Here is a 21,513-nt window from a genome sequence, read left to right on the forward strand (position 1 = left end):
GCGATATAGTGCGGCGATGCGATACGTCTTGGCCCTCGTGTTGGTCGTCGCGTCTATTGCGTTCGGGACGGCGCCCGCCTCCGCTTCTTTCGAAGCGGTGCCGGCTTCCGGCACCCAGCCGATCTACGACTACGCCTCCGCGATCCGCGAGCAGGTGTGGGTGGAGTCGCCCGCCGACAGCGACGCCGACGGCTCCCCGGACCGGGTCGCCGTGCGGATCATCCGGCCCGCGATCGCCGCGAAGGTGCCGGCGATCTTCCAGGCCAGCCCGTACTACGCGGGCCTCAACGACGTGCCGAACCACGACGACATCGACCGGGACGGCGGCCTCACCGTGGGGTCGGCCGCGATCGCCGACCGGGCGCAGAACATCACGTTCGCCGGGTACCTGGACAACTACTTCGTGCCGCGCGGCTACGCGGTGGTCTTCGCGGACAGCCTCGGCACCGGCGGCTCGGACGGCTGCCCGACCTCGGGCGGGCGCAACGAGACCCTCGGCGCCAAGGCCGTGATCGACTGGATGAACGGGCGGGCGCGCGCCTTCGACGCGGCCGGCAACCCGGTCGCGGCGACCTGGGCGACCGGGCGGACCGGCATGATCGGCGTCTCCTACAACGGGACGCTGCCGAACGCGGTGGCGGCCACCGGCGTCCGCGGGCTGGAGACGATCGTGCCGATCGCCGCGATCTCGTCCTGGTACGACTACTACCGGGCCAACGGCGGGGTGGTGGCGCCGGGCGGGTTCCAGGGCGAGGACACCGACGTGCTGGCCAAGGCGGTGCTGACGCGGCAGAACCCGGAAGTGTGCGCCGACGTCATGGCACATCTGGAGGAGGCGCAGGACCGCGAGACCGGCGACTACAACGCGTTCTGGGACGAGCGGAACTATCTGCGCGACGTCCACAAGGTCCGGGCCAGCGTCTTCCTGGTGCACGGCCTGCACGACGACAACGTGCGGACGCTGCAGGCCGGTCAGTGGTGGGACGCGCTTTCAGCGCGAGGCGTGCCGCGCAAGATCTGGTTGCATCAGGCCGCGCACACCGACCCCTTCAACGTACGACGGCAAGCGTGGCTCACGACCCTGAACAAGTGGTTCGACCAGTGGCTCTACAAGATCGACACGGGGATCATGCGGGAGCCGATCGCCGACGTGGAGACCGCGCCGAACGTGTGGCGGACGTCCACGCGCTGGCCGCTGCCCGGGGTGCCCGCCGCGCTGCGGCTCGGTGACGGAACCCTCGGCGGCGGGTGGTCGCACGCCCGGCAGAGCTTCGTCGACGACCCGTCCCGGACCGCCGCCGACCTGGTGGCCGCGCCCGGCGACGACCCGAACCGGCTGGCCTACCTGACCGGGCCGCTGCCCCGGGAGACCCGCGTCTCCGGCACGCCGTCCGTGACCGTACGGGCCGGGCTGACCGGGGACTCGCCCTACCTGACCGCCATGCTCGTCGACTACGGCGTCACCGACCGGTTCGCGGGCCTGCGCACCCTCACCACCCAGGACTGCATCGGCCCCGGCATCGAAGGCGATCCGGGCTGCTTCAACCAGCGCGAATACGTCACGGCCACGACGCCCTTCGAGATCGTCTCCTACGGCTGGCTCGACGTCCGCAACCGCCAGTCGCCGGCCCGGACCGTGCCGCTCGTGCCGGGCCGCGAATACACCTTCCACTGGGACCTGCAGACGACCGACCACGTCTTCGCGGCCGGCCACCGCATCGGCCTGGTGCTGATCTCGACCGAGCGCGACCACACCCTCCGCTACCCGGCCGGAACCGTCGTGGACGTGCGGCCCAGCCTGTCCAGCCTCCAGATCCGCCTCAGCTGACACCGGTCCGCCCTCGGCCGGCCGGTCCCGCCCTCGGCCGGCCGGTCCCGCCCTCGGCCGGCCGGTCCCGCCCTCGGCCGGCCGGTCCCGCCCTCGCCGGCAGGACCCGGCCGTTCGGAGGAACAACTTCAAAGATCGATAAGTGACAATGCCACGCGTGGCTTTTCCGGCTGTGCGATCAGAGAAGAATGATGCTTCCGGGCCGCGCTTGACGCAGCGCAGGTTCATGGTCAACGCAGGTTTGGTGGTCGCCGGCTGTGTGCTGGCCGGCCCCAGCCTGTTACCGGCCGGCGAGGCATGGCTGAGCGGAGTGGTCCTCGCGATCATTCTCCTTCTGCCGATGCGGTTGCTGTCCGTCCTCCTGGAGGTCTACCTCCTGCGGCGAGGGCGTCAGATCAGCGTGGTCACGAGCCATGTCGCCGGTCTCGTCGTGGGCGGGGTGGCCGGAGCCACGCCGTCCGCGCCACCGGTTGCGACCGGCACCGCGACTGCCGGTGGGTGGGGGGTCGGGCTTTTCGCATATGCGTGCGTCACCCTCGCCGGGCTCGGTGTGGGCGCCGTCGTGGCGCTGATCCGCGCGTCCGTGCGCGGCGATGAACGGGTCACGCACGATGCCGGCTTTCGCTGGGCCCTGTCGTCCATCTCCGCGGTCTTCTGGTTCAACATGGTCTTCCTGCTGGCGGTCGCTTTGCTCATCACGCCGGGATTGGTGAGTCTCGAACCTGAGGACTACACCGCCGGCTTTCTCGCCGCGCTCATTCTGTGCGCTCTGCTGCGCCTGCCGGGAATGTGGTCGGAGTGGTGGCTCACGAAACGGGGGTGGCATCGTGCCGTCTACGGCGTCCACATCGGCGCCGGAATTCTCGTCGGGCTGGTGGCCGTACTGATCGTCCTGGATCGGGATCCGGATCAGGCCTGGACGCATGCGGACACCGTCGGCGCCTCCATCACCTTCTACCTGATTCTGTCCTCGGCGACTCTGCTGCTGGCCGTCCCGGTGGTCGCCGCCGTCCGCTACCGATCGCGCCGCCTCCGCCTCGGCGAGGAGGGTCCGACGACTCCGGCGGCACCTCCGATCGTCTACCGAGGCACCGCCCGGGTGCCCGAACCGGTGACCATGGCGCTTCACCTGGGAGCGGTCGCGGAATCGACGGCGGAGGTGCCGGAGGTCCCGCACACCGGCCGGGCCGATCACGCCGAGAAGTCGCGGAACGAGATCGCGGTGGCGCTCGGCATCGTGGTCGGGCTGGCGAGCCTGGTGCAGGGATATGACAGCGCGGACCCGTTCCGGACCGTCGTCGTGGCGATCGCGATCGGTCTGATCGGGCTCGGCGTTCTGTACGGGATCACGGTCCGGCGGAAGTAGCTACGGCGGGGACTCCGGGCGGACGGCCCGGAGGCGCGCGGTCAGGAAGCGGCGCTCCGGGTCGGTGGGGGCCAGCAGCAGGGCCTCGCCGTAGAGTTCGGCCGCCTCGGTGTGACGGCCCAGGCGGGTGAGCAGCTCGGCCCTGGTGGCCGGGAACAGGTAGTAGCCCGCCAGCTGGGAACTCAGGGATTCGAGGAGTGCCAGGCCTGCCGCCGGGCCCGCGGACTCGGCTATCGCGACGGCACGGTTGAGCTCGACCACCGGGGATCTCGTGAGGCGGTGCAGTTCGGCGTAGAGGGCGGCTATCTGCTCCCAGTCCGTCGCGGCGGCGGTGGGGGCGGTGGCGTGGCAGGCGGCGATCGCGGCCTGGATGCGGTACGGGCCGCGGCCCGGCGAGCGGGCCAGGAGACGTACGCCCTCCGCGATCGAGGTCTGGTCCCACGCGGCGCGATCCTGGTCGCCCAGGGTGACCAGATCGCCGTTCGCGTCGGTGCGCGCAGCGCGCCGGGCGTGGTGCAGCAGCAGGAGCGCGAGCAGGCCACGCACCTCCGGCTCGTCGGGCATCAGGGCGGCGAGCACGCGGGTCAGCCGGACGGCCTCGGCGGCCGGATCCGCACGGACGGCCTCGGCGGCCGGATCCGCACGGTCGGCCTCGGCGGCCGGATCCGCACGGTCGGCCTCGGCGGCCGGGTCCGCACGGTCCGTGGAATAGCCCTCGTTGAACATCAGGTAGAGCACCGCGAGGACACCGGAGAGCCGCTCCGGGAGCAGGTGCGGCTCGGGGACGCGGTAGGGGATCGCCGCGTTGCGGATCTTCCGTTTCGCGCGGACCAGGCGCTGCGCCATGGTCGCCTCGGGCACCAGGAAGGCGCGGGCGATCTGGGGAGTGGTCAAACCCGCGAGGGTACGGAGGGTGAGCGCCACCCGGGCATCGAGCGGCAGGGCCGGGTGGCAGCACGTGAAGAGCAGCCGCAGACGGTCGTCGGGCACGGGATCGTCCTCGGTCGCGGGCTCGTCCTCGGGGTGGATGGTGTTCAGGGCCCGCCATCGGGCCGTCTCGGCGGCGGCGCGGCGCAGGCGGTCGATGGCGCGATTGCGGGCGGCCGTGGTCAGCCAGGCGCCCGGGTTGCGGGGTACGCCGTCCACGGACCAGCTGGTCAGGGCCTTGGCGAAGGCGTCCTGCGCGCACTCCTCGGCGAGGTCCCAGTCGCCGGTCAGCCGGATCAGCGTCGCCACGATCCGGCCCCACTCACCGCGGAAGGCCGCCTCGACGGCCTCCCGCGCGCCGGCCGGGTCCCCGCCGGGCCGCGGCCCGGCGGGGGTCGATCCGGCGGGATCAGTCATGGAAGGGGCGCAGTTCGATCGCCCCGTATTTCGCCATCGGATGTCTCGCCGCGATCGCTATCGCCTCGTCCACCGACGCGCAGTCGAGGATGTCGTAGCCGGCGATCCACTCCTTGGTGTCCGCGAACGGCCCGTCGGTGACCAGGGCGCCGTGATCCCGTACGGTCGTGGCGTCCTCCCGGCCGCGCAGCCGGTGCCCCTCGGCGCGCTGCGGGGTCGTGGCCAGCCACTCCTCGATGGTGTTCTCCGACGCGGGCAGCAGGAGGTCGTCGTCGGCGCAGACGAATGCCAGGAACTTCATGGTCAGTGCTCCTCCGGGTGGAACGGCCGGATCTCGACGGCGGCCGGGTGCGCCGACGCGATCGCGATGGCCCGGTCGAGGTCGGGCACGTCGACGACCTCGAAGGCGCCGACGGGTGCCGGGGTGTCCGCGAACGGTCCCTCGGTCACCTGCGTCTCGCCGTCGCGGACCCGTACCGTGACGGCCTCCGAGGCCGGGGCGAGGCGTTGCCCGCGCTGATAGGAATCAGCCTCGAGCATCCAGAGCATGTAACGCACGATCTACCTCCCGTAGTGGGCGACTCACCTCCACGACGCCGCCGGTCACCGGAAATCGACACTTCGGGACCGCGCCTGCCGGAGAAGGAGGCTGAGCCGTTCCAGACCCTCCTCGTCGAGTTCGCCGGCCGCCGCGCCGAGCAGGCCTTCGACGATCTCGTGCGCGAGCGACCGCAGCATGCCCGACTCGTCGGTTCCGAACGTCACCAGGGCGTCGGGGAACCGCCGGAGCAGGGGATCGACGGCGTGCCGCAGATAGTCGTCGCTCATGGCGCCGCTCAGGTCCATCGACTTGAGAGCGGGCGGCAGCAGGCCGTCGCTCGGGAAGGTCCGGTCGAACTTCACCCGGTTGCCCTGCACCCACCGGAGGTCGACGGGCCCGGAGGGCGCCGCGCCGGCCGTGACGACCAGATCGCGTTTTCCCTCGCCGGTCCAGGTGCGGGTCACCGTCAGTGTCTCCAGCGCGTCCAGGTACATGCCGCCCGGCATCGCCGCACGCCACATCAGCGAGATGTCCCGCAGCCAGTCGGCCGGGTCGCGGGCGTGCCGGAAGAGCTCGGACGCCCGCACCTCGCCACCGGCCGCGAGGGTGAGCAGCGCCAGGTTGAACGAGTAGGTCGCCATCCAGTAGTCGGCGCGCTTCTCGATCGGCCGATAGGCGAGCGGCGTGTGCCGGGGCCGGGTCACCGCGTCGCGCAGCCGGTCCACGAGCCAGCCGGCGACGCCCTCCCGGCCGGCCAGCAGCTCGGCGATGAAGGGGATCACCGTGGCCCGGGCCGACAACGGGGTGTAGCCGAGCAGCGATCGCAGCAGGTCGTCGTCGGCGTCCGTGCCGAGACTCAGCGTGCGCGCCCTCGACCGGGCCTCGGCGTCGGCCAGTGCCTGGACCACGAGACGGGCCACCAGGTATTCGCCGAACGTCGCGTGCAGGAACTCGTACGTCCGAAGGGTTTGATCGTCGCGAACGGCCTGGGCACGCTGGATGAAGAAGAAGCGCCCGACCATCTCCTGGCCGGCGGTGAGCGGGCTGCGGAACGCCTCGCCCGACTGCCGCCGTGGTTGCAGGCCGAGCCCGGCGAGGTCGCCGTCCAACTCGGCCGTCGTCACCCAGAGTCGCAGCCGGTGGAACATCGCGAACGCCACCACGGAGAGTCGCAGCAGTTCGTCCTCGACCAGGCCGTCACGGTGCGCTTCGCCGTGCACGCGCACCACCTCACGCTCCGCGAACGAGCGCAGCAACCGTTCGTAGAGCTGGCCGGCCGCCAGCGTTCCCTCCGAGTCCCAGGAGTTGGTGGCGTCGTAGAGGGCGAGCATGAGCAGGAGCAACGGTTGCGAGGCGAGGTCGGGGTAGCGCTTCAGCACGCCGAGGGTGAGCGGGCGGCGGCCGGAGGCCTGCCAGTACCCGGCGTTCGCGTGGTTCCAGGTGGCGATCCAGCGTTCGAGCTGCGCATCGTCGAAGGGCTCGAGGCGCACCACGAGGCTGTCGGCCGGGAGTCGCGCCCGGTCGGCGACCGCCACGCGGCTCGTCACGATGACCGTTACCGGACGGCCGAGCACCGCCTCGCGCTGCTGGAAGGCGGCGACCCGCTGGAGGTAGTCGGACTGATGAATCCCGGTCACCTGCAGAAGCTCGTCGAAGCCGTCGAGGAGGATCACCGGCATCGCGCCGTCCGCGTCCCGGGCCAGGTCCGCCCAGGCCACGGTCTCACCGATGGCGCTGCGCATGGCCTGTTCGACCTGATCCTGGATCTCCGCCTCGGCGGGCACCTCCCGCAGCGCCACCCGCACCACGAGGTAGTCGGCGGCGGGCAGCCGGGCCGCCAGGATCCGGGTGAGCGACGACTTGCCGGCGCCCGGCTGACCGAGAAGGAGCATCGGCGCGGCAGCGGCCTGCGGCGTCGTGAGATAGACCGCCAGGAATGCCGCGAAGTCGTCCCGCACCTCGCTGTCCCACCAGCCCTCCTCGGCCGGTCGCGCGCCGGGACCCGCCGGCTTCACCCGGAACCGCGGATCGAGATAGGCCGCCCCGAGGCTCGGCAGGGTCAGCTCACCGGAATCACCACCCAGGATCGGCCGCCCCAAGCCGGCACGGTAGGTGAGCGCGAGGGCCGCGCGATGGCGCTGCGGGTCACGATGCGAGCTCACCCTCCGCAACGTCGCTTCGAGCGCCTCCAGCCCGCGCGACGCCGCCCGGTCCTCCTGCCGATTCATCCAAAGGCCGAATTCGGGTACGTCGGAAGCCAGACTGCGGACCAGCTCCTCGTAGCGCGAGACCGCCCTCCGCGGCAGCTCAGGCGGAACCGTCTCGCAGATCTCGGCGGCCCGGGCGGTGCACCACTCCTCGATCCGGCGCAGCAGGCGGTCGTAGCTCACGTCCGGCCCCGGCACCGGGATCTCGGCGCCGAGCAGCCGCGCTATCCAGTTGCCGGGCGGCGGATTGCCCGGGGCCACGACGGACAGCTGGTAGTCGCGGTCGACGTCGTGGTCGAGGACCTCGAAGAAGGCGGTGACGACCAGGATGCCGTGGGCGGCGTGGAGCCGTCTGCTGCGGTTGTAGCGCCCCTGGTCCCGTACGAAATCAGTGATTTTGCCGGTGATGAGGTGACCCAACCGGATCGCCTCGGTCTTGGCGTCGAAGAGGCTGATCGCGGCCTCGCTCCCGCCCGCCGTCGCGATCGAGAGCGCCCCGCCCAGCACGTTGTCGGCGATCCGCAGGAGCGGCCCGGAGCCGTTGAGCAGTTTGATCGCATCGTGATAGCTCAGCCCGGGCGCCATGGATGACACTATATGGACGGTCGTGCGAGGCGGCGGGACAGTCGATCCCGCCGCCTCGCGCGCGTCATAGGGTGATCACGCGTCGAGGGGTATCTAGGCCATATCCCTCGGCGCGCTTCCTCGTCTTTGGCGGCCGCTTGTCAGTGGCCGCTTGTCAGTAGCCGCCGAAGGTGTCGTGGGTGATGTAGGTGCCGGTCGGCGGGGTGATCGTGGAGCGGTTCTGCTGGAAGCCCTTCTCCCAGCGGGCCACCGTGCCGTCGGCGTTCTTCACGATGTACTGGAACTCGGTGTAGGTGTCGGCCGGCAGCGCCACGCCGCCGGTCCAGTTCGGGAACGTGCTGCTCGTCGTGGTGAGCGGGACGGCCTTCGCCGGGTTCCAGGAACCGAGCTCGGGGATGCTGCCGACGACGTAGACGTTCTGGCCGTACGTGGTGAAGCCGGCGACCAGGTTGAAGGTGGCGGCGATCGGGTTCTGCGCCTGCTGTGATCCGGTCGTCGATGCCGTCGATGCCGTCGATGCCGTCGATGCCGTCGATGCCGTCGCTGCCGTTGCCGGCTTTGCTTCCGCCAGTGCCGGCTTTGCTTCCGCGAGTGCCGGTGTGGCGAGTGCGGGTGCCGCGACGATGCCGGCCAGCACGGCGGTGGCGAGGTGACGCCTCATGATTCTCCTCTGCAAGGGTTGAAACTTCTTGCCGAGCATCGGTTCCCGGCAAGCGGTCTCCATCCACAGTGGCCGCTTTGTGCTGTGCGCACAAGACATTCGTGAGCTGCGTCTATGTGAAACCACTACGCCACATTCAGCGGGTATGAAAACTCTTTCAACGGTACGTACGCCTCCGGAGTGGCTGGCCTTGCGGAACGTCGCCGCGACCCGTTTAGCCTTTGGGCCCCACCGGTGCCCGGGAGGCATCCATGACGTCGAAAGCGATGTTGCGCAGGTCCGGCAGGCCCGCGACGGTGCCGCCGGGCGGGCCGAGGTGCGCCCTCTGCGGGGCCGCGATCAACCCGGCCCACCGCCATCTGCTCGACGTCGCGCAGCGGTCGCTGGTCTGCGGCTGCCCGTCCTGCCACGACCATCCGGCGGGCGATCGTCACGAACCTGTCCCGGACCGCTACCTGGAATTCCCGTCCGACGTGCTGACTCAGGAGACGTGGGACGACCTGCGCGTGCCGGCGGGACTCGCCTTCATCTCCCGGACGGCGACCGTGCCCGGGGGCGTGTCGCTGTCCGGGGGTGGGCTGGTGGTCTGCGGCCCGGCGCCGGGCGGCGCCACCGAGGAGGAGCTGCCGGCCACGGTGTGGGAGCGGCTCGTGCGGCGGCATCCGGCGTTCGCGACGTTGCGGCCCGGTGTGGAGGCGCTGCTGCTGCGGAGGGCGGGATGCTTCCTGATCCCGATCGACGCCTGCTATGAGCTGGCCGGCCTGCTGCGGACCAGTTGGCGAGGGTACGACACGGCTGTCGCGCAGCCGGATCGAGCCCGCCGGAGTGCAGCCGGCGGCGAACGGGCTCGCGCATGGCACCCCGCCCCTGAGCAGGAACGCACTGAGCAGGAACGCACTGAGCAGGAACGCACTGAACAGGGCAGCGCCGGCCGAGCCCTCGTGACCGCCGGCCGAGCCCCCATGACCGCCGGCCGAGCTGCCATGAGGCATGCCGCAGCCGGTGAGGGCGGAAGCCTCGCGATGTTCATGGCTCGGGTACGAGCCCGCTGTCACGCCGCGAGTGCCGGGCTCACGTCCGCCACCCGGGCGTAGTCCGGCGGCCGGGTGAACCAGGATTCGGGGGCCTTCGGGCCGGTCAGCGCGGTGAGGATCCCGGCGGTGGCGCGCGGGTCGGTGGCCAGGGCCGGGGCGAGCGCGGCGCACGTTCGTACCCCGCGGTGTTGATCTTCAAGGAAGGACTCGGCGCCAGGTCCAGCTCACCCATGGAGAGCACCAGCGCCGCTCGCTCCTCGGCGTCGGCGTCGGCGTCCGCGGCGAGGGCGTGCAGCCGCCCGGAGAGAGCCGCGATGGCGAACTCGGTCACCCGGGCAAGCTACCGCCGGGGTGTGACAGAAACGGGCGGGCGCCCTCCCCCCGATCCCATGGGGAGGGCGCCGCGCTCATTGGGGGACGGACCGATCAAAGACTGATGCGACCAGCTCCCGCGTTCGCGGTCACGATGGACTTCACGTTCGCCGGGGCGTCCGCCGTGTAGGCGTAGGGGATGGACGCCACCGAGCCGCCGGTCTGGCCGCTGCCCGAGTTGACCAGCAGGTTGTTGCGGGCCACGAGCGATCCGGGATCGGACGAGCCCTCGCCGAGGTGGTACGGGTCGGAGACGCCCTCGAACGAGTTGGCCTCGACCAGCACGCCGGCGCCCTCGGTCGACGCCACGCCGTAGCCGGAGTTGTTGCGGTAGTAGTTGTTGTAGACGTGCACCGGGTTGCCGAACCGCACCCGCGGGTGCCGCTGCGTCGACGCGTCGAACCAGTTGTGGTGGTAGGTCACCCGCAGGTGGCCGACGTCCTGGCTCGCGTTGCCGTCGCTGTGCCCGAGCAGCATCGATTTGTCGTGGCTGAATACGCGGTTCCACGAGACGGTGATGAAATCGGAACCGCGTTTGATGTCGACGGCGCCGTCATACCCGTTGCTGAAACTGTTGTGGTCGACCCAGATGTTGGTGGCCGACTCCTGCACGTTGATCGCGTCGTCGTTCCAATTCCGGAAAGAGAGATTACGGATGATGACGTTCCGGTCGCCGTTGACGTTGAATCCGCACCCGACGATCGCGGCCCCGGCGTTGCCGATGATCGTCTTGTTGGACCGGACCCGCAGCATGCCGCTGCAGGAGATCGTGCCGGACACCCGGATGTTCGCGGCCGCCGTCGAGGCGAGGGCCGACGTCAACGCGGATGCGCTGGTCACGGTCGTGGTGGCGGCCGATCCGCCGCCGGTGGTGCCGCCGTTCTGCGTTGCCCATCCGACCAGGTCGGTGATGGCGAAGGTCTGCACGGGCGCCGCTGACGCGCCACCCGCCGCCGCGGCCGTGAGAACGAACGGCAGCGCGGCGACCATGGCGAGCCGGGGGATTCGGCTGGACATGAAGACTCCAATGCGAGAGCGTGATCCATATCGGGGAAATACGGATCTTGGGGATATAGGGAGCGCTCCCGAGGCCTAGAAAAACATAGGTCGCCATAGATGTGAAGAGAAATCGTTTGCAGGATTTCTGCAACAAGCCGGTAGGGTCGTGCCATGCGTGCCACGGTTCTGCTGATCGCGGTGGTCCTGCTCGGCCTGATGGCGGGCCTCTTCTATGCGTACGCCGGTTCGGTGATGCCGGGTCTGCGCAGGGCCGAGGACCGCACCGTCGTCGACGCGATGCAACGGATCAACATCGCCATCCAGAACCCGCTCTTCCTCGTGATCTTCCTCGGCGCGCTCGTCGCCGGCGTCGTCGCGATGTTCCTGTACCGCGACGAGCCCGCCGTCGGATGGCCGCTTCTGATCGCGGTCCTGCTCTACGCCGCCACGCTGCTGATCACGTTCACCCGGAGCATCCCGCTCAACAACAGGCTGGCGGCCGGCGATCTGAGCGACGCCCGGGAGATCCGCGAGTTCTTCCTCGAACCGTGGATCCGCTGGAACACCGTGCGCACCCTGACGAGCACCGGCGCGTTCCTCGCCAGCGTCTGGGCACAACAGCAGCAATAATCCTCGGGTGCGATCACCCTGGCAGCATCCGGCGCGAATCGTCCCCCTCGCGTTCCTCGGCGCGATCGCGGCCGGCACCGCCCTGATGATGCTGCCGGCCGCCCGCGCCGAACCCGGTCACGCACCCTTCGTGACGGCGCTCTTCACCGCCGCCTCCGCGGTCTGCGTCACCGGACTCGCCGTGGTGGACACGCCGAGTTACTGGAGCACGTTCGGCCACGTGCTGCTGACCGTGCTGTCGCAGATCGGCGGTTTCGGCATCATGACCCTCGCTACCCTGCTCAGCCTGCTGGTGTCGCGTCGTCTCCGGCTGCGCGGCAGGCTCATGGCGCAGGCCGAGAGCGCCGGCCTCACCGGCGGCAACATCGCCGCCGTGTTGCGGAGAGTAGCGGTGGTCATGGTCGTGTGCGAGGGCGCCATCGCCGTCGTGCTCACGCTGCGTTTCTGGATTTCGTACGAATATCCGTTCGGCAAGGCGCTCTGGTATGCGGTGTTCCACGCGGTCCAGGCCTTCAACAACGCCGGCTTCGCGCTCTACTCGGACAGCCTGATCGGGTTCGTCACCGACCCGTGGATCTGCCTGCCGCTGGCGTTCGGGGTGCTGGCCGGTTCGATCGGCTTCCCGGTGCTCTTCGAGCTGGCCCGGGAGTGGCGGACGCCGGGCTGCTGGTCGACGCACACGTTCCTGACCGTGGCGGGCAGCCTGCTGCTGACCGCCTTCGGCTTCCTGACCTTCCTGATCTTCGAGTGGCGCAACCCGGGCACGCTCGGCCCGCTCGGCGTCCCGGCCAAGGTGCTGACCGCTTTCACCCAGGACATCATGACCCGGTCGGGCGGCTTCAACAGCGTCGACCTGGGACAGCTGAACAGCGAGACGATCGCGACGACGACGGGTCTCATGTTCATCGGCGGGGGCAGCGCGAGCACCGCCGGCGGCATCAAGCTCACCACGTTCCTGCTTCTCGCGTACGTGATCTGGGCCGAGATCCGGGGTGAGCCGGACGTCGTGGTCCGCAAGCGCCGGATCGCCGAGGAGACCCAGCGGCAGGCCATGACGGTGGCACTGATGGGTGTGGCCCTGGTCGGCACCGGTACGGTCGTGCTCGACGCGCTGACCGAGAACGTTCCCTTCGACCGGGCCCTGTTCGAGGTCACCTCGGCCTTCGCGACCGTCGGGCTGAGCACCGGGGTCACCGGCAGCCTGCCGCCGTCCGCGCAGGTCGTCCTGGTCGTACTGATGTTCTGCGGCCGGGTCGGCACGATCGCGGTCGGCACCGCGATCGCGCTGAACACCCGCCGCCGCCTCTACCGCTATCCCGAGGAGCGACCCCTTGTCGGATGAGAAGACCCAGGACAGGCAAGCCCGGCACGAGGGCACCAACATCGCGGTGATCGGCCTCGGCCGGTTCGGCAGCGCGGTGGCCGAGTCCCTGCTCGACCTGGGCTACGACGTGCTCGGCATCGACAGCGACCCGCGCATCGTCCTCGACTGGTCGGACCGGCTCACCCAGGTGGTCGAGGCCGACTCGACCGACGAGGACGCGCTGCGCCAGCTGGGCGTCCACGACTTCCCGCGGGCCGTCGTCGGCATCGGCACGAACCTGGAGACCAGCGTGCTCACCGTCCTGGCGCTGGCCGAGCTCGGCGTGCCGGAGATCTGGGCGAAGGCGACCAGCGTGAAACACGGCAAGATCCTCAGCCAGGTCGGCGCCGACCACGTGATCTATCCCGAGGCCGAGATGGGCGAGCGGGTGGCGCACCTGATCAGCGGCCGGATGCTCGACTACATCGAGTTCGACGACGGCTTCGCGATCGCCAAGGTCCGTGCGCCGCGCGGCGCCGGCGGGCGCACGCTCGAGCAGCTTGCGCTGCGCACCAAGTGGGGGGTCACGGTGGTCGGCACGAAACGGCCCGGAGAGGATTTCGTGTACGCCCAGCCGACCACCGCGGTGCCCGACGGCGCCGTCCTGATCGTCGCCGGCGACACGGCCAAGGTAGAGGCCTACGCCGCCGAGAACTGACCCCGCCCGCCCCCGCTCCTCCCCGCTCCACCTCTCTCCTGCCCGCTCCTCCCCGATCTTGTCGATTCGGCCGGCTCCGTTCCTGTGGGGATCAACAAGATCGCGGGGGAGAGGGCGCGAGGGGGCGCGAGGGAAGGACGGGGCGCGGGGCTGCGCGGAGGTGGGAGGTGTGCGGGGGTGGGAGGGTGTGCGGGGCTGTGCGGGGTGGGAGGGTGTGCGGGCGGTGGACAGGGCGGGGGAGGATCGGGTGGTGACCACGGACGGCGGGCGGCTCTGGGTGGGGCTGCTCGGCTCGCTCAGTGTGCGCCGCGGGGAGGCCGTGGTGCCGCTGCCCGGTGCGCGGATCCGGGGTCTGCTGGTCCGGCTCGCTGTTGCGGGCGGGCGGCCGGTCAGCCCGGCGCAGCTCACCGGCGCGCTCTGGCCCGACGAGCGGCCCGCGGATCCGGCCAACGCGCTGCAGTCGCTGGTGTCTCGGCTGCGCCGGCTGCTCGGGGCTGGGGACGCGGTTGTCCAGACCGAGGGTGGCTATCGGCTCGCCGTCGGCGCGGCGGACGTGGACGTCAGCCGGTTCGAGCAGCTTGCCGCGGACGGCCGGGAACGGCTGCGCGGCGGCGATCCGGCCGGCGCGGCGGAGACGCTCGGGGAGGCCGCCGCGCTGCTGCGCGGGCCGCTCGCACCGGAACTCGCCGAGGTCGCCCCGGCCCAGGCCACCCGGCTCGCCGACGTGATCGTGGCGGCCGGCGCCGATCTGGCCGAGGCTGAGATCGCTCTCGGTCACGCGGAGCGGGCCGGCGCCCGCCTCACCGCGCTCGCCGCCGACCATCCGCTGGACGAGCGGCTCGCGGCCCTGCTCGTCGACGCGCTGGCCGCGCAGGGCCGGCAGGCCGACGCGCTCGCGGTCTACGAGCGGATCCGTGAACGTCTCGCGGACGAGTTGGGTGCTGATCCGGGCGCGGCGCTCCGGGAGCGGCATCTGCGGCTGCTGCGCGGCGCTCCCGCCGTACCCGGAGAAAGCGCTGGTGAAGCGCCCGGGGTGACCAGAAGCAACCTGCCGGCGCCGCTGACCAGCTTCATCGGGCGGGACGACGATCTCGCGCGGGTGGACGCGCTGCTGTCGGCCGGGAGGCTCGTGACCGTTCTCGGTCCCGGCGGGGCGGGCAAGACGCGGCTCGCGCTGGAGGCGGCGCGGCGGCGGGGAGCGGAGTACCGGGACGGCGCCTGGCTCGTCGATCTCGCGTCGGTGACCGAGGCCGCGAAGGTCGGCGCCGCCGTCGTGGCCGCGGCCGGTCTGCGCGGATCGGCCCTCTTCGAGACCGCGAACCGGGCGCGCGGCGAACGCGACGACGTCGACGTGCTCGCCGAGCGGCTCGGCGGGCGGGAGATCCTGCTCGTGGTGGACAACTGCGAGCACCTGATCGACGCGGTCGCGCACCTGACGAGCGCGCTGCTCGTGCGATGCCCGCGGCTGCGGATACTGGCGACCAGCCGGGAGCCGCTGGCCGTGGACGGCGAATCCCTCGTACCCCTGGGCCCGCTCGGCATGCCCCCCGCGGACGCCGCACCGGAGCAGGCGGCGCAAGCACCCGCCGTGCGGCTCTTCGCCGAACGAGCCGCCGCGGTCCGGCCGGGCTTCGCGATCGGCGAGACCACCGTGCGTGACGTCGTGCGGATCGTCCGCGGCCTGGACGGGATGCCGCTCGCGCTGGAACTCGCCGCCGCCCGGCTGCGCACGCTCGCGCTGCCGGAACTGGCGACCGGCCTCTCCGACCGGTTCCGGCTGCTCACCACCGGCAGCCGCACCGCCCAGCCGCGGCACCGGACGCTGCGCGCCGTGATCGCCTGGAGCTGGAACCTGCTCTCCGACGACGAGCGGGCCCTCGCCGAGCGGGTCGCCGTGCTGCCCGGCGGGGTCACGGCCGCGTCCGCCGCCGCCGTCTTCGACGGTGCTCCCGGGGACGTGCCCGATCTGCTCGCCGCCCTGGTCGACCGGTCGCTGCTGCAGCTCGCGCCGGACGGCGGGCGCTACCGGATGCTGGAGACGCTGCGCGAGTACGGCGTCGAGCGCCTCACCGAGCAGGGCATCCTCACCGAGATCCGGGGGCGGGCCGCCGCATACCTGTCCGCGCTGGTCGCCGAGTACGACCCGATCCTGCGCACCAGTGACCAGCTCATCGCGCTCCGGGTGATCCACGCCGAGTACGACAACGCCCTCAGCGGCCTGCGCCACTTCTGCGACACCGGCGACGCCCGGGCCGCGATCCGGCTGGCGCTGGACCTCTGCTGGTATTGGCAGATGTTCGGCCGGGACGCCGACGCCGCGTACTGGCTGTCCGCGGCCCTCGCGGTGCCCGGCGAGCAGGGAGCGGTGCCCGGCGATCGGGGGACGGTCGAGGCCGATTGCGCCGAGGCCATCCTCATGATCAACCGGACCGGGCACGAGCCGGCCTACCTCACCGAGACGGCCGCCCAGCGGCGGGACCGGCTGCGTGCGCTCGCGCAGCGCCTGCAACGCCACGAGGTGCTGCCAGGGCCGCAGGGCGCCACCGCCGCGGCCCTGCTCTACTTCGCCGGCGAGACCGAGGCGGCCGACGAGCGCATCGACCGCATGATCAACGGCGAGGACCGGTGGATCGCGGCGCTGGCCCGGATGTTCCGGGCCCAGATCGCCGAGAACAACGGCGACCTGGCCCGGCTGCGGTCCGACGTGGCGGCCGCGCTGGCCGGCTTCGCGGCGGCCGGGGACCGCTGGGGCCAGGCCACCGTGCTGCCGCTGCGGGCCCTGCTCCGCCAGTACGAGGGCGACCTCGACGGCGCCCTCGCCGACCTGACCGAGGCCCGCGCGCTGGCCCGGCAGTTCGGCGCCATGGACCTCGCCGACGAGGTCTTCATCGACCTGCGCTGGGCCGACCTGCACATGCGCCGCGGCGAGCGGGACGAGGCGGTGGCCGCCGTGAACTCGGCCCGGGCCCGCGCCGAGCGGTCCGCGTCCGTCGAGATGCTGCTTCTGGTCGACGCCCTGGAGGCCGGCCTGCTGATCGTCCTGGGCGACCTCGACCGGGCCGAGGTGCTGCTGGACCGGGCCGCCACCGGGCTGGGCGTCGAGTCCCTGCCGGTCGTCGGCGGCGATCACGGCGCCGCCATCATCGGCAGCGTCCGGGCCGGCCTGGCGCTGCGCCGCGGCGACCCGGGCGCCGCGGAACGGCAGCTCGAGCTTGCGTACGCGGCGGCGGTGGAGACCCAGGACATGCCGATCATGGCGATGGTCGCGGTGACCGCCGGCGGGCTGGCCGAACTGCGCGGACAGCACCGCGAGGCGGCGCTGCTGCTGGGTGCGGCAGCCCGCCTGCGCGGCGCTCACGATCACACCGACCTGCACGTCGCCGCGATCTCGGCGAAGGCGCGGGCTGCGCTGGGCGACGCGGGGTTCGGCGAGGCGTACGCGGCCGGCTGGTCCCTCGAGTCGCCGGCCGCGCTCACTCGGGTGAAGCCGTCCCGGCTCTCCCTGGGCCCGGCCTCCTGAGCCGGGTTTCCGGCCCGGCCGACCGAAGCCCTAGGCCCGTCTCGCATAGGCGCGCAGGGCCAGCGGCACGAACACGATCAGCAGGCCGGCCATCCAGGCCAGGGTCCGCACCAGGTCGCCGGCGACCGGGCCTTCGACCAGCAGGCCGCGGATCGCGCCGACCAGCGGGGTGATCGGGTTGACGTCGACGAACGCCTGCAGCCAGCCGGGCAGGGTGTCCGCCGGGACGAACACGTTGCTGCCGAACGTGAGCGGCAGGACCAGCAGGAACATGATTCCCTGCACCGCGCCCGAGGTCCGGGCCAGCATGCCGACCCACACCGAGATCCAGCAGAAGCAGAGGCCGAACCCGATCGACAGCGCCACCGCCGCGATCGCCGGGACCACGCCGGTCTCCACCCGGAAGCCCATGATCGTGCCGAAGCCGAGCATCACGAGGCAGACCGTCAGGTAGCGGATCACGTCGGCGAACACCGCGCCCACGAGTGGCGCCGACCGGGAGATCGGCAGTGATCGGAACCGGTCGAAGACGCCCTTCTCGATGTCGGCGTTCAGGTTCTGGCCCAGCGCGACGCCGCCCATGGCGAGCGACTGCGCGAGCATGCCGGGCAGGAGGAACTGGAGGTACGCGTGCCGGTCGCCGTCCGCGATCGCGCCGCCGAACAGGTAGGTGAAGAGCAGCAGGAAGATCACCGGCTGGATGGTGACGTCGATCAGCGCCTCGGGGGTGCGGATCGTCTTGATCAGGCTGCGCTGGGCGAGAGCCGCCGAGTGGCGGGCCAGGGCCGTCATGCTGTGCCCTCCTTCGGCATGCCCTTCTGGCCCTCGTCTGCGAGGCCGTCGTGCGGTGCGGCTGAGTGCCACTCGGTGCAGGCGGTCATACCAGTTCCTCCGTCCGAGTACGGCCGGTCAGCGTGTGGAACACCTCGTCGAGGCTGGGCAGGTGCAGGGCGAGCTCGGTGACCTCGATGCCGTCGCGGCTCAGCTGCAGCACGGTCTCGGCCAGCGCGGCGTCACTCGTGACCGGCACGCTCGCGGCGCCCGGGCGGGAACCGGCCGCCTCGTCCTTCGCCGCGCTCATGCCCGGCGCCGCGACGGCGTCGAGCACCCGCAGCACCTCGGGCAGGCGGGACGGATCGGTCGGTCGTACCCTCAGGGTCTGACCACCCACCCGGCGCTTCAGGCCGTCCGGGGTGTCGTGCGCGATCACCCGGCCGTGGTCGACGACCACGATCTCGTCGGCGAGCGCGTCCGCCTCCTCCAGGTACTGCGTGGTCAGCAGCACGCTCGCGCCGCGCGCCACCTGGGTGCGCACCACGCCCCACATGTCCTCGCGCTTGGCCGGGTCGAGGCCCGTCGTCGGCTCGTCCAGGAAGATCACTTCCGGACGCCCGACCAGACTCGCGGCCAGGTCGAGACGGCGGCGCATGCCACCGGAGTAGGTCTTGGCCGGCCGCTGGGCCGCCTCCGCGAGGTCGAACCAGGCCAGCAGCTCGTCGGCGCGCCCCCGGGCCACCTTGCCGCTCATGTCCAGCAGGCGACCGATCAAGACCAGATTCTGTACGCCGGTGAGGTCCTCGTCGACCGACGCGTACTGGCCGGTCAGCCCCACCTTGCGCCGCACCGCCCGCGGGTCCTTCAGCACGTCGATGCCGGCCACGAACGCGCTGCCCTCGTCCGGGCGCAACAGCGTCGCGAGCACCCGCACCGCTGTCGTCTTGCCGGCGCCGTTCGGTCCGAGCACGCCGAGGACGGTGCCCCGGCGCATGGCCAGGTCGACGCCGTCCAGCGCCTGCGTCTTCCCGAATCGTTTGCGCAGCCCTTCGGCGCGCACCACCAGATCTTGCATGTCGTCGCATCCCCTCGATGTCGTCGTCATCGAGAGTGCGGGCCGGCGCTGTCACGGCCCGCACACGACGCTGTCAGCTCCTAGGCGGCGCTGTCATGGACCTGGTATCCGAGCCGTTCGACGAGCTTGGGGCCGGCCGCCTTCTGGAAGGCCTCCTGGATGTCGTCGTCGAAGTGGTTGCGCCAGTCGCCGGCCTCGCCCTTGCGGTAGTGCGAGACCTCGCCGGCGCCCTTCTTCCGGTTCATCGCGGAGAAGCTGTACTTGTCGAGCAGGGTCTCCAGCTCGGGCCGCGGGATGGTGATCCCGCAGTGCCGCATCAGCGCGTCGACCTCCTCGGTCTGCCGGATGCCGGTCAGGTCCTCGTACTTGATGAGCCGGACGGCCTCGTCCTCGGGCGCCAGCACCCAGGAGCGGAGAGCGTTGAACCGGCCCTTCTTCGCGAGGTCGTCGATGAGGAAGAGCAGGCCCTCCTTCTTCGGCAGCTCGCGCAGGACCTTGCGGACCTCGATGACGTCGCCCATCGGGCCGTGCGAGTCCTTGGTCGAGAAGTAGCTGGAGACGACCATGTCCCGCGGATCGCGGTAGACGAAGAAGGCCCGGTAGCGCTCCGGCTTCGGGATCGCGTCGAACCGCTTCTTCGGGAAGAAGAGCGAGAGCGCGATGCGGTTCGGCGGGCACACCCGTGGATCCCGCCAGTCGTAATAGCGCGGGTCGTAGGTCAGCAATCCGGAGTGTCGGTAAACGATCGGATCGCTGAAAACCGATTTCACCCACTGGCTCGCGGTTTTGCGCACTGCGCAGTGATAGATGTTGACATATTCACAGCGCTCGGCGACCGGAACCGTGAGCCGGATCCGGGCGTTGTGCGCTTCCAGCAGCGTCCGGCGAGCCCGGACGCGCAGGTGGTTCGGGGTGTGCTGTTTGGCGAACATGACTGTGCGATTGAACATCGTCTGAGCCCGTGTCTCTCTTGCGGCAGTCGGGGGAGACGTTTGTGTCCGGGACTTTACAACAAGATCGATCGAGTTACTACAGATGGCTTAACGTGTCGTTTACAGGTTTTCGAGACATTGACCGGTAATGCTCAGTCGATTTTCAGGTTCGTCACAGCAAGCATTGGTATGGGTCACTGGTTCACTCCTTGCCCAATGGGAAAAAATTTCACCTCCTGATCTTCGGGATCTAGGGTCTGTTTCATAGAGGGGCCAGGACCACGCCGCAGCCCAGGCATCCTTTATGAAACAGACCCTAGGCTGCGGCCATGACTGAGGCCGCTCGTGTGACCGCCTTCCTCGTCTCCCGGTGGGGGGACGACCCGTGGGCCCGGGGATCGTGGAGCCTGATCGGCAAGGGCGGGTCGCCGGCGGACCGGGTCGCGCTCGGGGCGCCGGTGGACGGCCGGCTGCGGATCGCCGGGGAGGCCACCCATCCGACCCGGGCCGGGATGACGCACGGGGCCTACGAGCAGGGGCTCGAGGCCGCCGCGTGGGCGATCGCCGCCGGTCGTCGGCGGGTGGCCGTCGTGGGCGCCGGGATGGCGGGACTCGGGGCGGCCCGGGCGCTCGCCGACCGCGGCGCCGAGGTGCAGGTGTGGGAGGCCCGGGATCGGGTCGGTGGCCGTACCCATGGGGTTGATCTCGACGGGTTCACGTTCGATCTGGGAGCCAACTGGCTGCAGCAGTACGACGACAACGCGCTGGCCCGGCTCGCCGAGAAGCTCGGGCTCGGGGTGGTCGCCACCGACTTCGGGGATCCGCTGGTTCTGGGGACGGCCGCGGGCCCCGTACCCGAGGAACTGGAGCGTGAGTTGCGCGCGCGGCTGGACCATGCGGCGCCGCAGGCGGCGATCGCCGACGTGCTGGAGGAGTGGCTGGTGGATCCGGGGCCGTTCGCGGTCGAGGAGATCCTGCGGCTGGTCGATGCGGAGATCGTGATGGATTCGGGTGCGCCGCTGTCGTGGCTGAGCGCGCGGTACGGGTTCGAGCCCGGCGTCGGCGAGGGCGATCGGTGGATCGTCGGGAGCTACCGGCTGCTGGTGGATCATCTGGCCGGCGGGCTGGACGTGCGGCTCGGGCGGCCGGTGCGGCGGATCGTGCTGAGTGATTCCGGGGTGCGGCTTGCCGGGGACGGGTTCGAGGCCGGGGCGGATGCCGTGATCGTCACGGTGCCGCTGCCGGTGCTGCGGGAGATCCGCTTCGAGCCGGGGCTACCGGAGGGGCACGTGGCGGCGCTGGAACGGCTCGGGGCGGGACGGGTGGAGAAGGTGGTGCTGCGGTTCGACAGGCGGTTCTGGCCGTCGCACCCGGCGGGCTACTACCGGATCCACGGGCCCGAGGTGACGAGCGTCAGCGAATGGCTCGACGCCACCGAGGCGGATGGCGTGCCGACGCTGGTGGGTCTCTTCGCGGGGCCGTGGCTGGAGAGGCTGTGGGACGGCACCGACGAGGAGGTGGCGGCGCGCGCGGCGACCCTCTTCCGCGATCTTGTTGATCGGCACTGACCCGTTCCTGCACGGATCAACAAGATCGCGGGAGGGCGGGGGCGCGGATCAACAAG

18 protein-coding genes are annotated in these 21,513 nt (G+C 71.0%); 8 read left to right on the plus strand and 10 right to left on the minus strand.

What is annotated here, in order from left to right; all coding sequences use genetic code 11:
* Positions 1-16: 16 nt before the first annotated feature.
* Together AB0G10_RS27025 and AB0G10_RS27030 are read left to right on the plus strand one after the other, a co-directional pair.
* A complete protein-coding gene (locus tag AB0G10_RS27025) occupies positions 17-1,828 on the plus strand; it encodes a Xaa-Pro dipeptidyl-peptidase (RefSeq protein ID WP_360927299.1) in 1,812 nt (603 codons plus the stop codon).
* Positions 1,829-2,054: 226 nt separating this feature from the next.
* Positions 2,055-3,194 (plus strand): hypothetical protein, encoded by a 1,140-nt coding sequence (locus AB0G10_RS27030; protein WP_360927302.1) that lies wholly within the window; start codon positions 2,055-2,057, stop codon positions 3,192-3,194.
* On the opposite strand, the gene AB0G10_RS27035 is transcribed toward AB0G10_RS27030, so the two are convergent.
* From AB0G10_RS27035 to AB0G10_RS27055, 5 genes are all read right to left on the minus strand, one after another.
* Positions 3,195-4,538, minus strand: a complete 1,344-nt coding sequence (locus AB0G10_RS27035; RefSeq protein WP_360927305.1) for a sigma-70 family RNA polymerase sigma factor — start codon at positions 4,536-4,538, stop codon at positions 3,195-3,197. It lies immediately after the preceding gene.
* Positions 4,531-4,839 carry a YciI family protein gene (locus tag AB0G10_RS27040; RefSeq protein ID WP_360927308.1) on the minus strand — a complete coding sequence of 103 codons (309 nt, stop codon included), beginning with the start codon at positions 4,837-4,839 and terminating at the stop codon, positions 4,531-4,533. The genes AB0G10_RS27035 and AB0G10_RS27040 overlap by 8 nt, the downstream gene beginning before the upstream one ends.
* Positions 4,840-4,841: 2 nt before the next feature.
* On the minus strand, positions 4,842-5,078 hold the full coding sequence (locus tag AB0G10_RS27045) for a YciI family protein (protein ID WP_360927312.1): 237 nt from the start codon (positions 5,076-5,078) through the stop codon (positions 4,842-4,844).
* Positions 5,079-5,141: 63 nt separating this feature from the next.
* The gene (locus AB0G10_RS27050) at positions 5,142-7,871 is read right to left on the minus strand and encodes an AAA family ATPase (RefSeq protein WP_360927315.1); all 2,730 of its coding nucleotides are present in this window, start codon (positions 7,869-7,871) and stop codon (positions 5,142-5,144) included.
* A 154-nt stretch (positions 7,872-8,025) separates the two neighbouring features.
* On the minus strand, positions 8,026-8,532 hold the full coding sequence (locus AB0G10_RS27055) for a carbohydrate-binding module family 20 domain-containing protein (RefSeq protein WP_360927318.1): 507 nt from the start codon (positions 8,530-8,532) through the stop codon (positions 8,026-8,028).
* 251 nt (positions 8,533-8,783) lie between these two features.
* Here AB0G10_RS27055 and AB0G10_RS27060 point away from each other — a divergent pair, with 251 nt between their 5' ends.
* Complete coding sequence (locus AB0G10_RS27060; RefSeq protein WP_360927321.1) at positions 8,784-9,626, plus strand: DUF5947 family protein; 843 nt, start codon at positions 8,784-8,786, stop codon at positions 9,624-9,626.
* A gap of 43 nt (positions 9,627-9,669) precedes the next feature.
* Here the strand turns inward: AB0G10_RS27060 and AB0G10_RS27065 are convergent, their stop codons facing one another.
* Entirely contained in the window at positions 9,670-9,897 is a 228-nt protein-coding gene (locus tag AB0G10_RS27065; RefSeq protein ID WP_360927324.1) for a hypothetical protein, read from the minus strand.
* A 95-nt stretch (positions 9,898-9,992) separates the two neighbouring features.
* Entirely contained in the window at positions 9,993-10,955 is a 963-nt protein-coding gene (locus AB0G10_RS27070; RefSeq protein WP_360927327.1) for a right-handed parallel beta-helix repeat-containing protein, read from the minus strand.
* 153 nt (positions 10,956-11,108) lie between these two features.
* On the opposite strand from AB0G10_RS27070, the gene AB0G10_RS27075 reads away from it, so the two are divergent.
* The 4 genes from AB0G10_RS27075 to AB0G10_RS27090 all read left to right on the plus strand — a co-directional run bounded on the left by AB0G10_RS27075 (position 11,109) and on the right by AB0G10_RS27090 (position 17,108).
* Positions 11,109-11,567 (plus strand): anthrone oxygenase family protein, encoded by a 459-nt coding sequence (locus AB0G10_RS27075; protein WP_360927330.1) that lies wholly within the window; start codon positions 11,109-11,111, stop codon positions 11,565-11,567.
* A 7-nt stretch (positions 11,568-11,574) separates the two neighbouring features.
* A complete protein-coding gene (locus AB0G10_RS27080; RefSeq protein ID WP_360927333.1) occupies positions 11,575-12,909 on the plus strand; it encodes a potassium transporter TrkG in 1,335 nt (444 codons plus the stop codon).
* Positions 12,899-13,588 carry a TrkA family potassium uptake protein gene (locus AB0G10_RS27085; RefSeq protein WP_360927336.1) on the plus strand — a complete coding sequence of 230 codons (690 nt, stop codon included), beginning with the start codon at positions 12,899-12,901 and terminating at the stop codon, positions 13,586-13,588. Before AB0G10_RS27080 ends, AB0G10_RS27085 begins: the two co-directional genes overlap by 11 nt.
* A gap of 247 nt (positions 13,589-13,835) precedes the next feature.
* A complete protein-coding gene (locus AB0G10_RS27090) occupies positions 13,836-17,108 on the plus strand; it encodes a BTAD domain-containing putative transcriptional regulator (RefSeq protein ID WP_360927339.1) in 3,273 nt (1,090 codons plus the stop codon).
* A 30-nt stretch (positions 17,109-17,138) separates the two neighbouring features.
* Here the strand turns inward: AB0G10_RS27090 and AB0G10_RS27095 are convergent, their stop codons facing one another.
* The 3 genes from AB0G10_RS27095 to AB0G10_RS27105 form a co-directional block, all read right to left on the minus strand.
* Positions 17,139-17,900, minus strand: coding sequence for an ABC transporter permease (locus AB0G10_RS27095; protein WP_360927342.1), 762 nt, complete (start codon positions 17,898-17,900; stop codon positions 17,139-17,141).
* An 85-nt stretch (positions 17,901-17,985) separates the two neighbouring features.
* On the minus strand, positions 17,986-18,957 hold the full coding sequence (locus AB0G10_RS27100) for an ATP-binding cassette domain-containing protein (RefSeq protein WP_360927345.1): 972 nt from the start codon (positions 18,955-18,957) through the stop codon (positions 17,986-17,988).
* A gap of 80 nt (positions 18,958-19,037) precedes the next feature.
* Positions 19,038-19,907 carry a sulfotransferase domain-containing protein gene (locus AB0G10_RS27105; protein ID WP_360927348.1) on the minus strand — a complete coding sequence of 290 codons (870 nt, stop codon included), beginning with the start codon at positions 19,905-19,907 and terminating at the stop codon, positions 19,038-19,040.
* A gap of 311 nt (positions 19,908-20,218) precedes the next feature.
* On the opposite strand from AB0G10_RS27105, the gene AB0G10_RS27110 reads away from it, so the two are divergent.
* On the plus strand, positions 20,219-21,457 hold the full coding sequence (locus tag AB0G10_RS27110; protein WP_360927351.1) for an FAD-dependent oxidoreductase: 1,239 nt from the start codon (positions 20,219-20,221) through the stop codon (positions 21,455-21,457).
* The last annotated feature ends 56 nt before the right edge of the window (positions 21,458-21,513 follow it).

The organism is Actinoplanes sp. NPDC023714 (assembly GCF_040639855.1).
Taxonomy (GTDB): domain Bacteria; phylum Actinomycetota; class Actinomycetes; order Mycobacteriales; family Micromonosporaceae; genus Actinoplanes.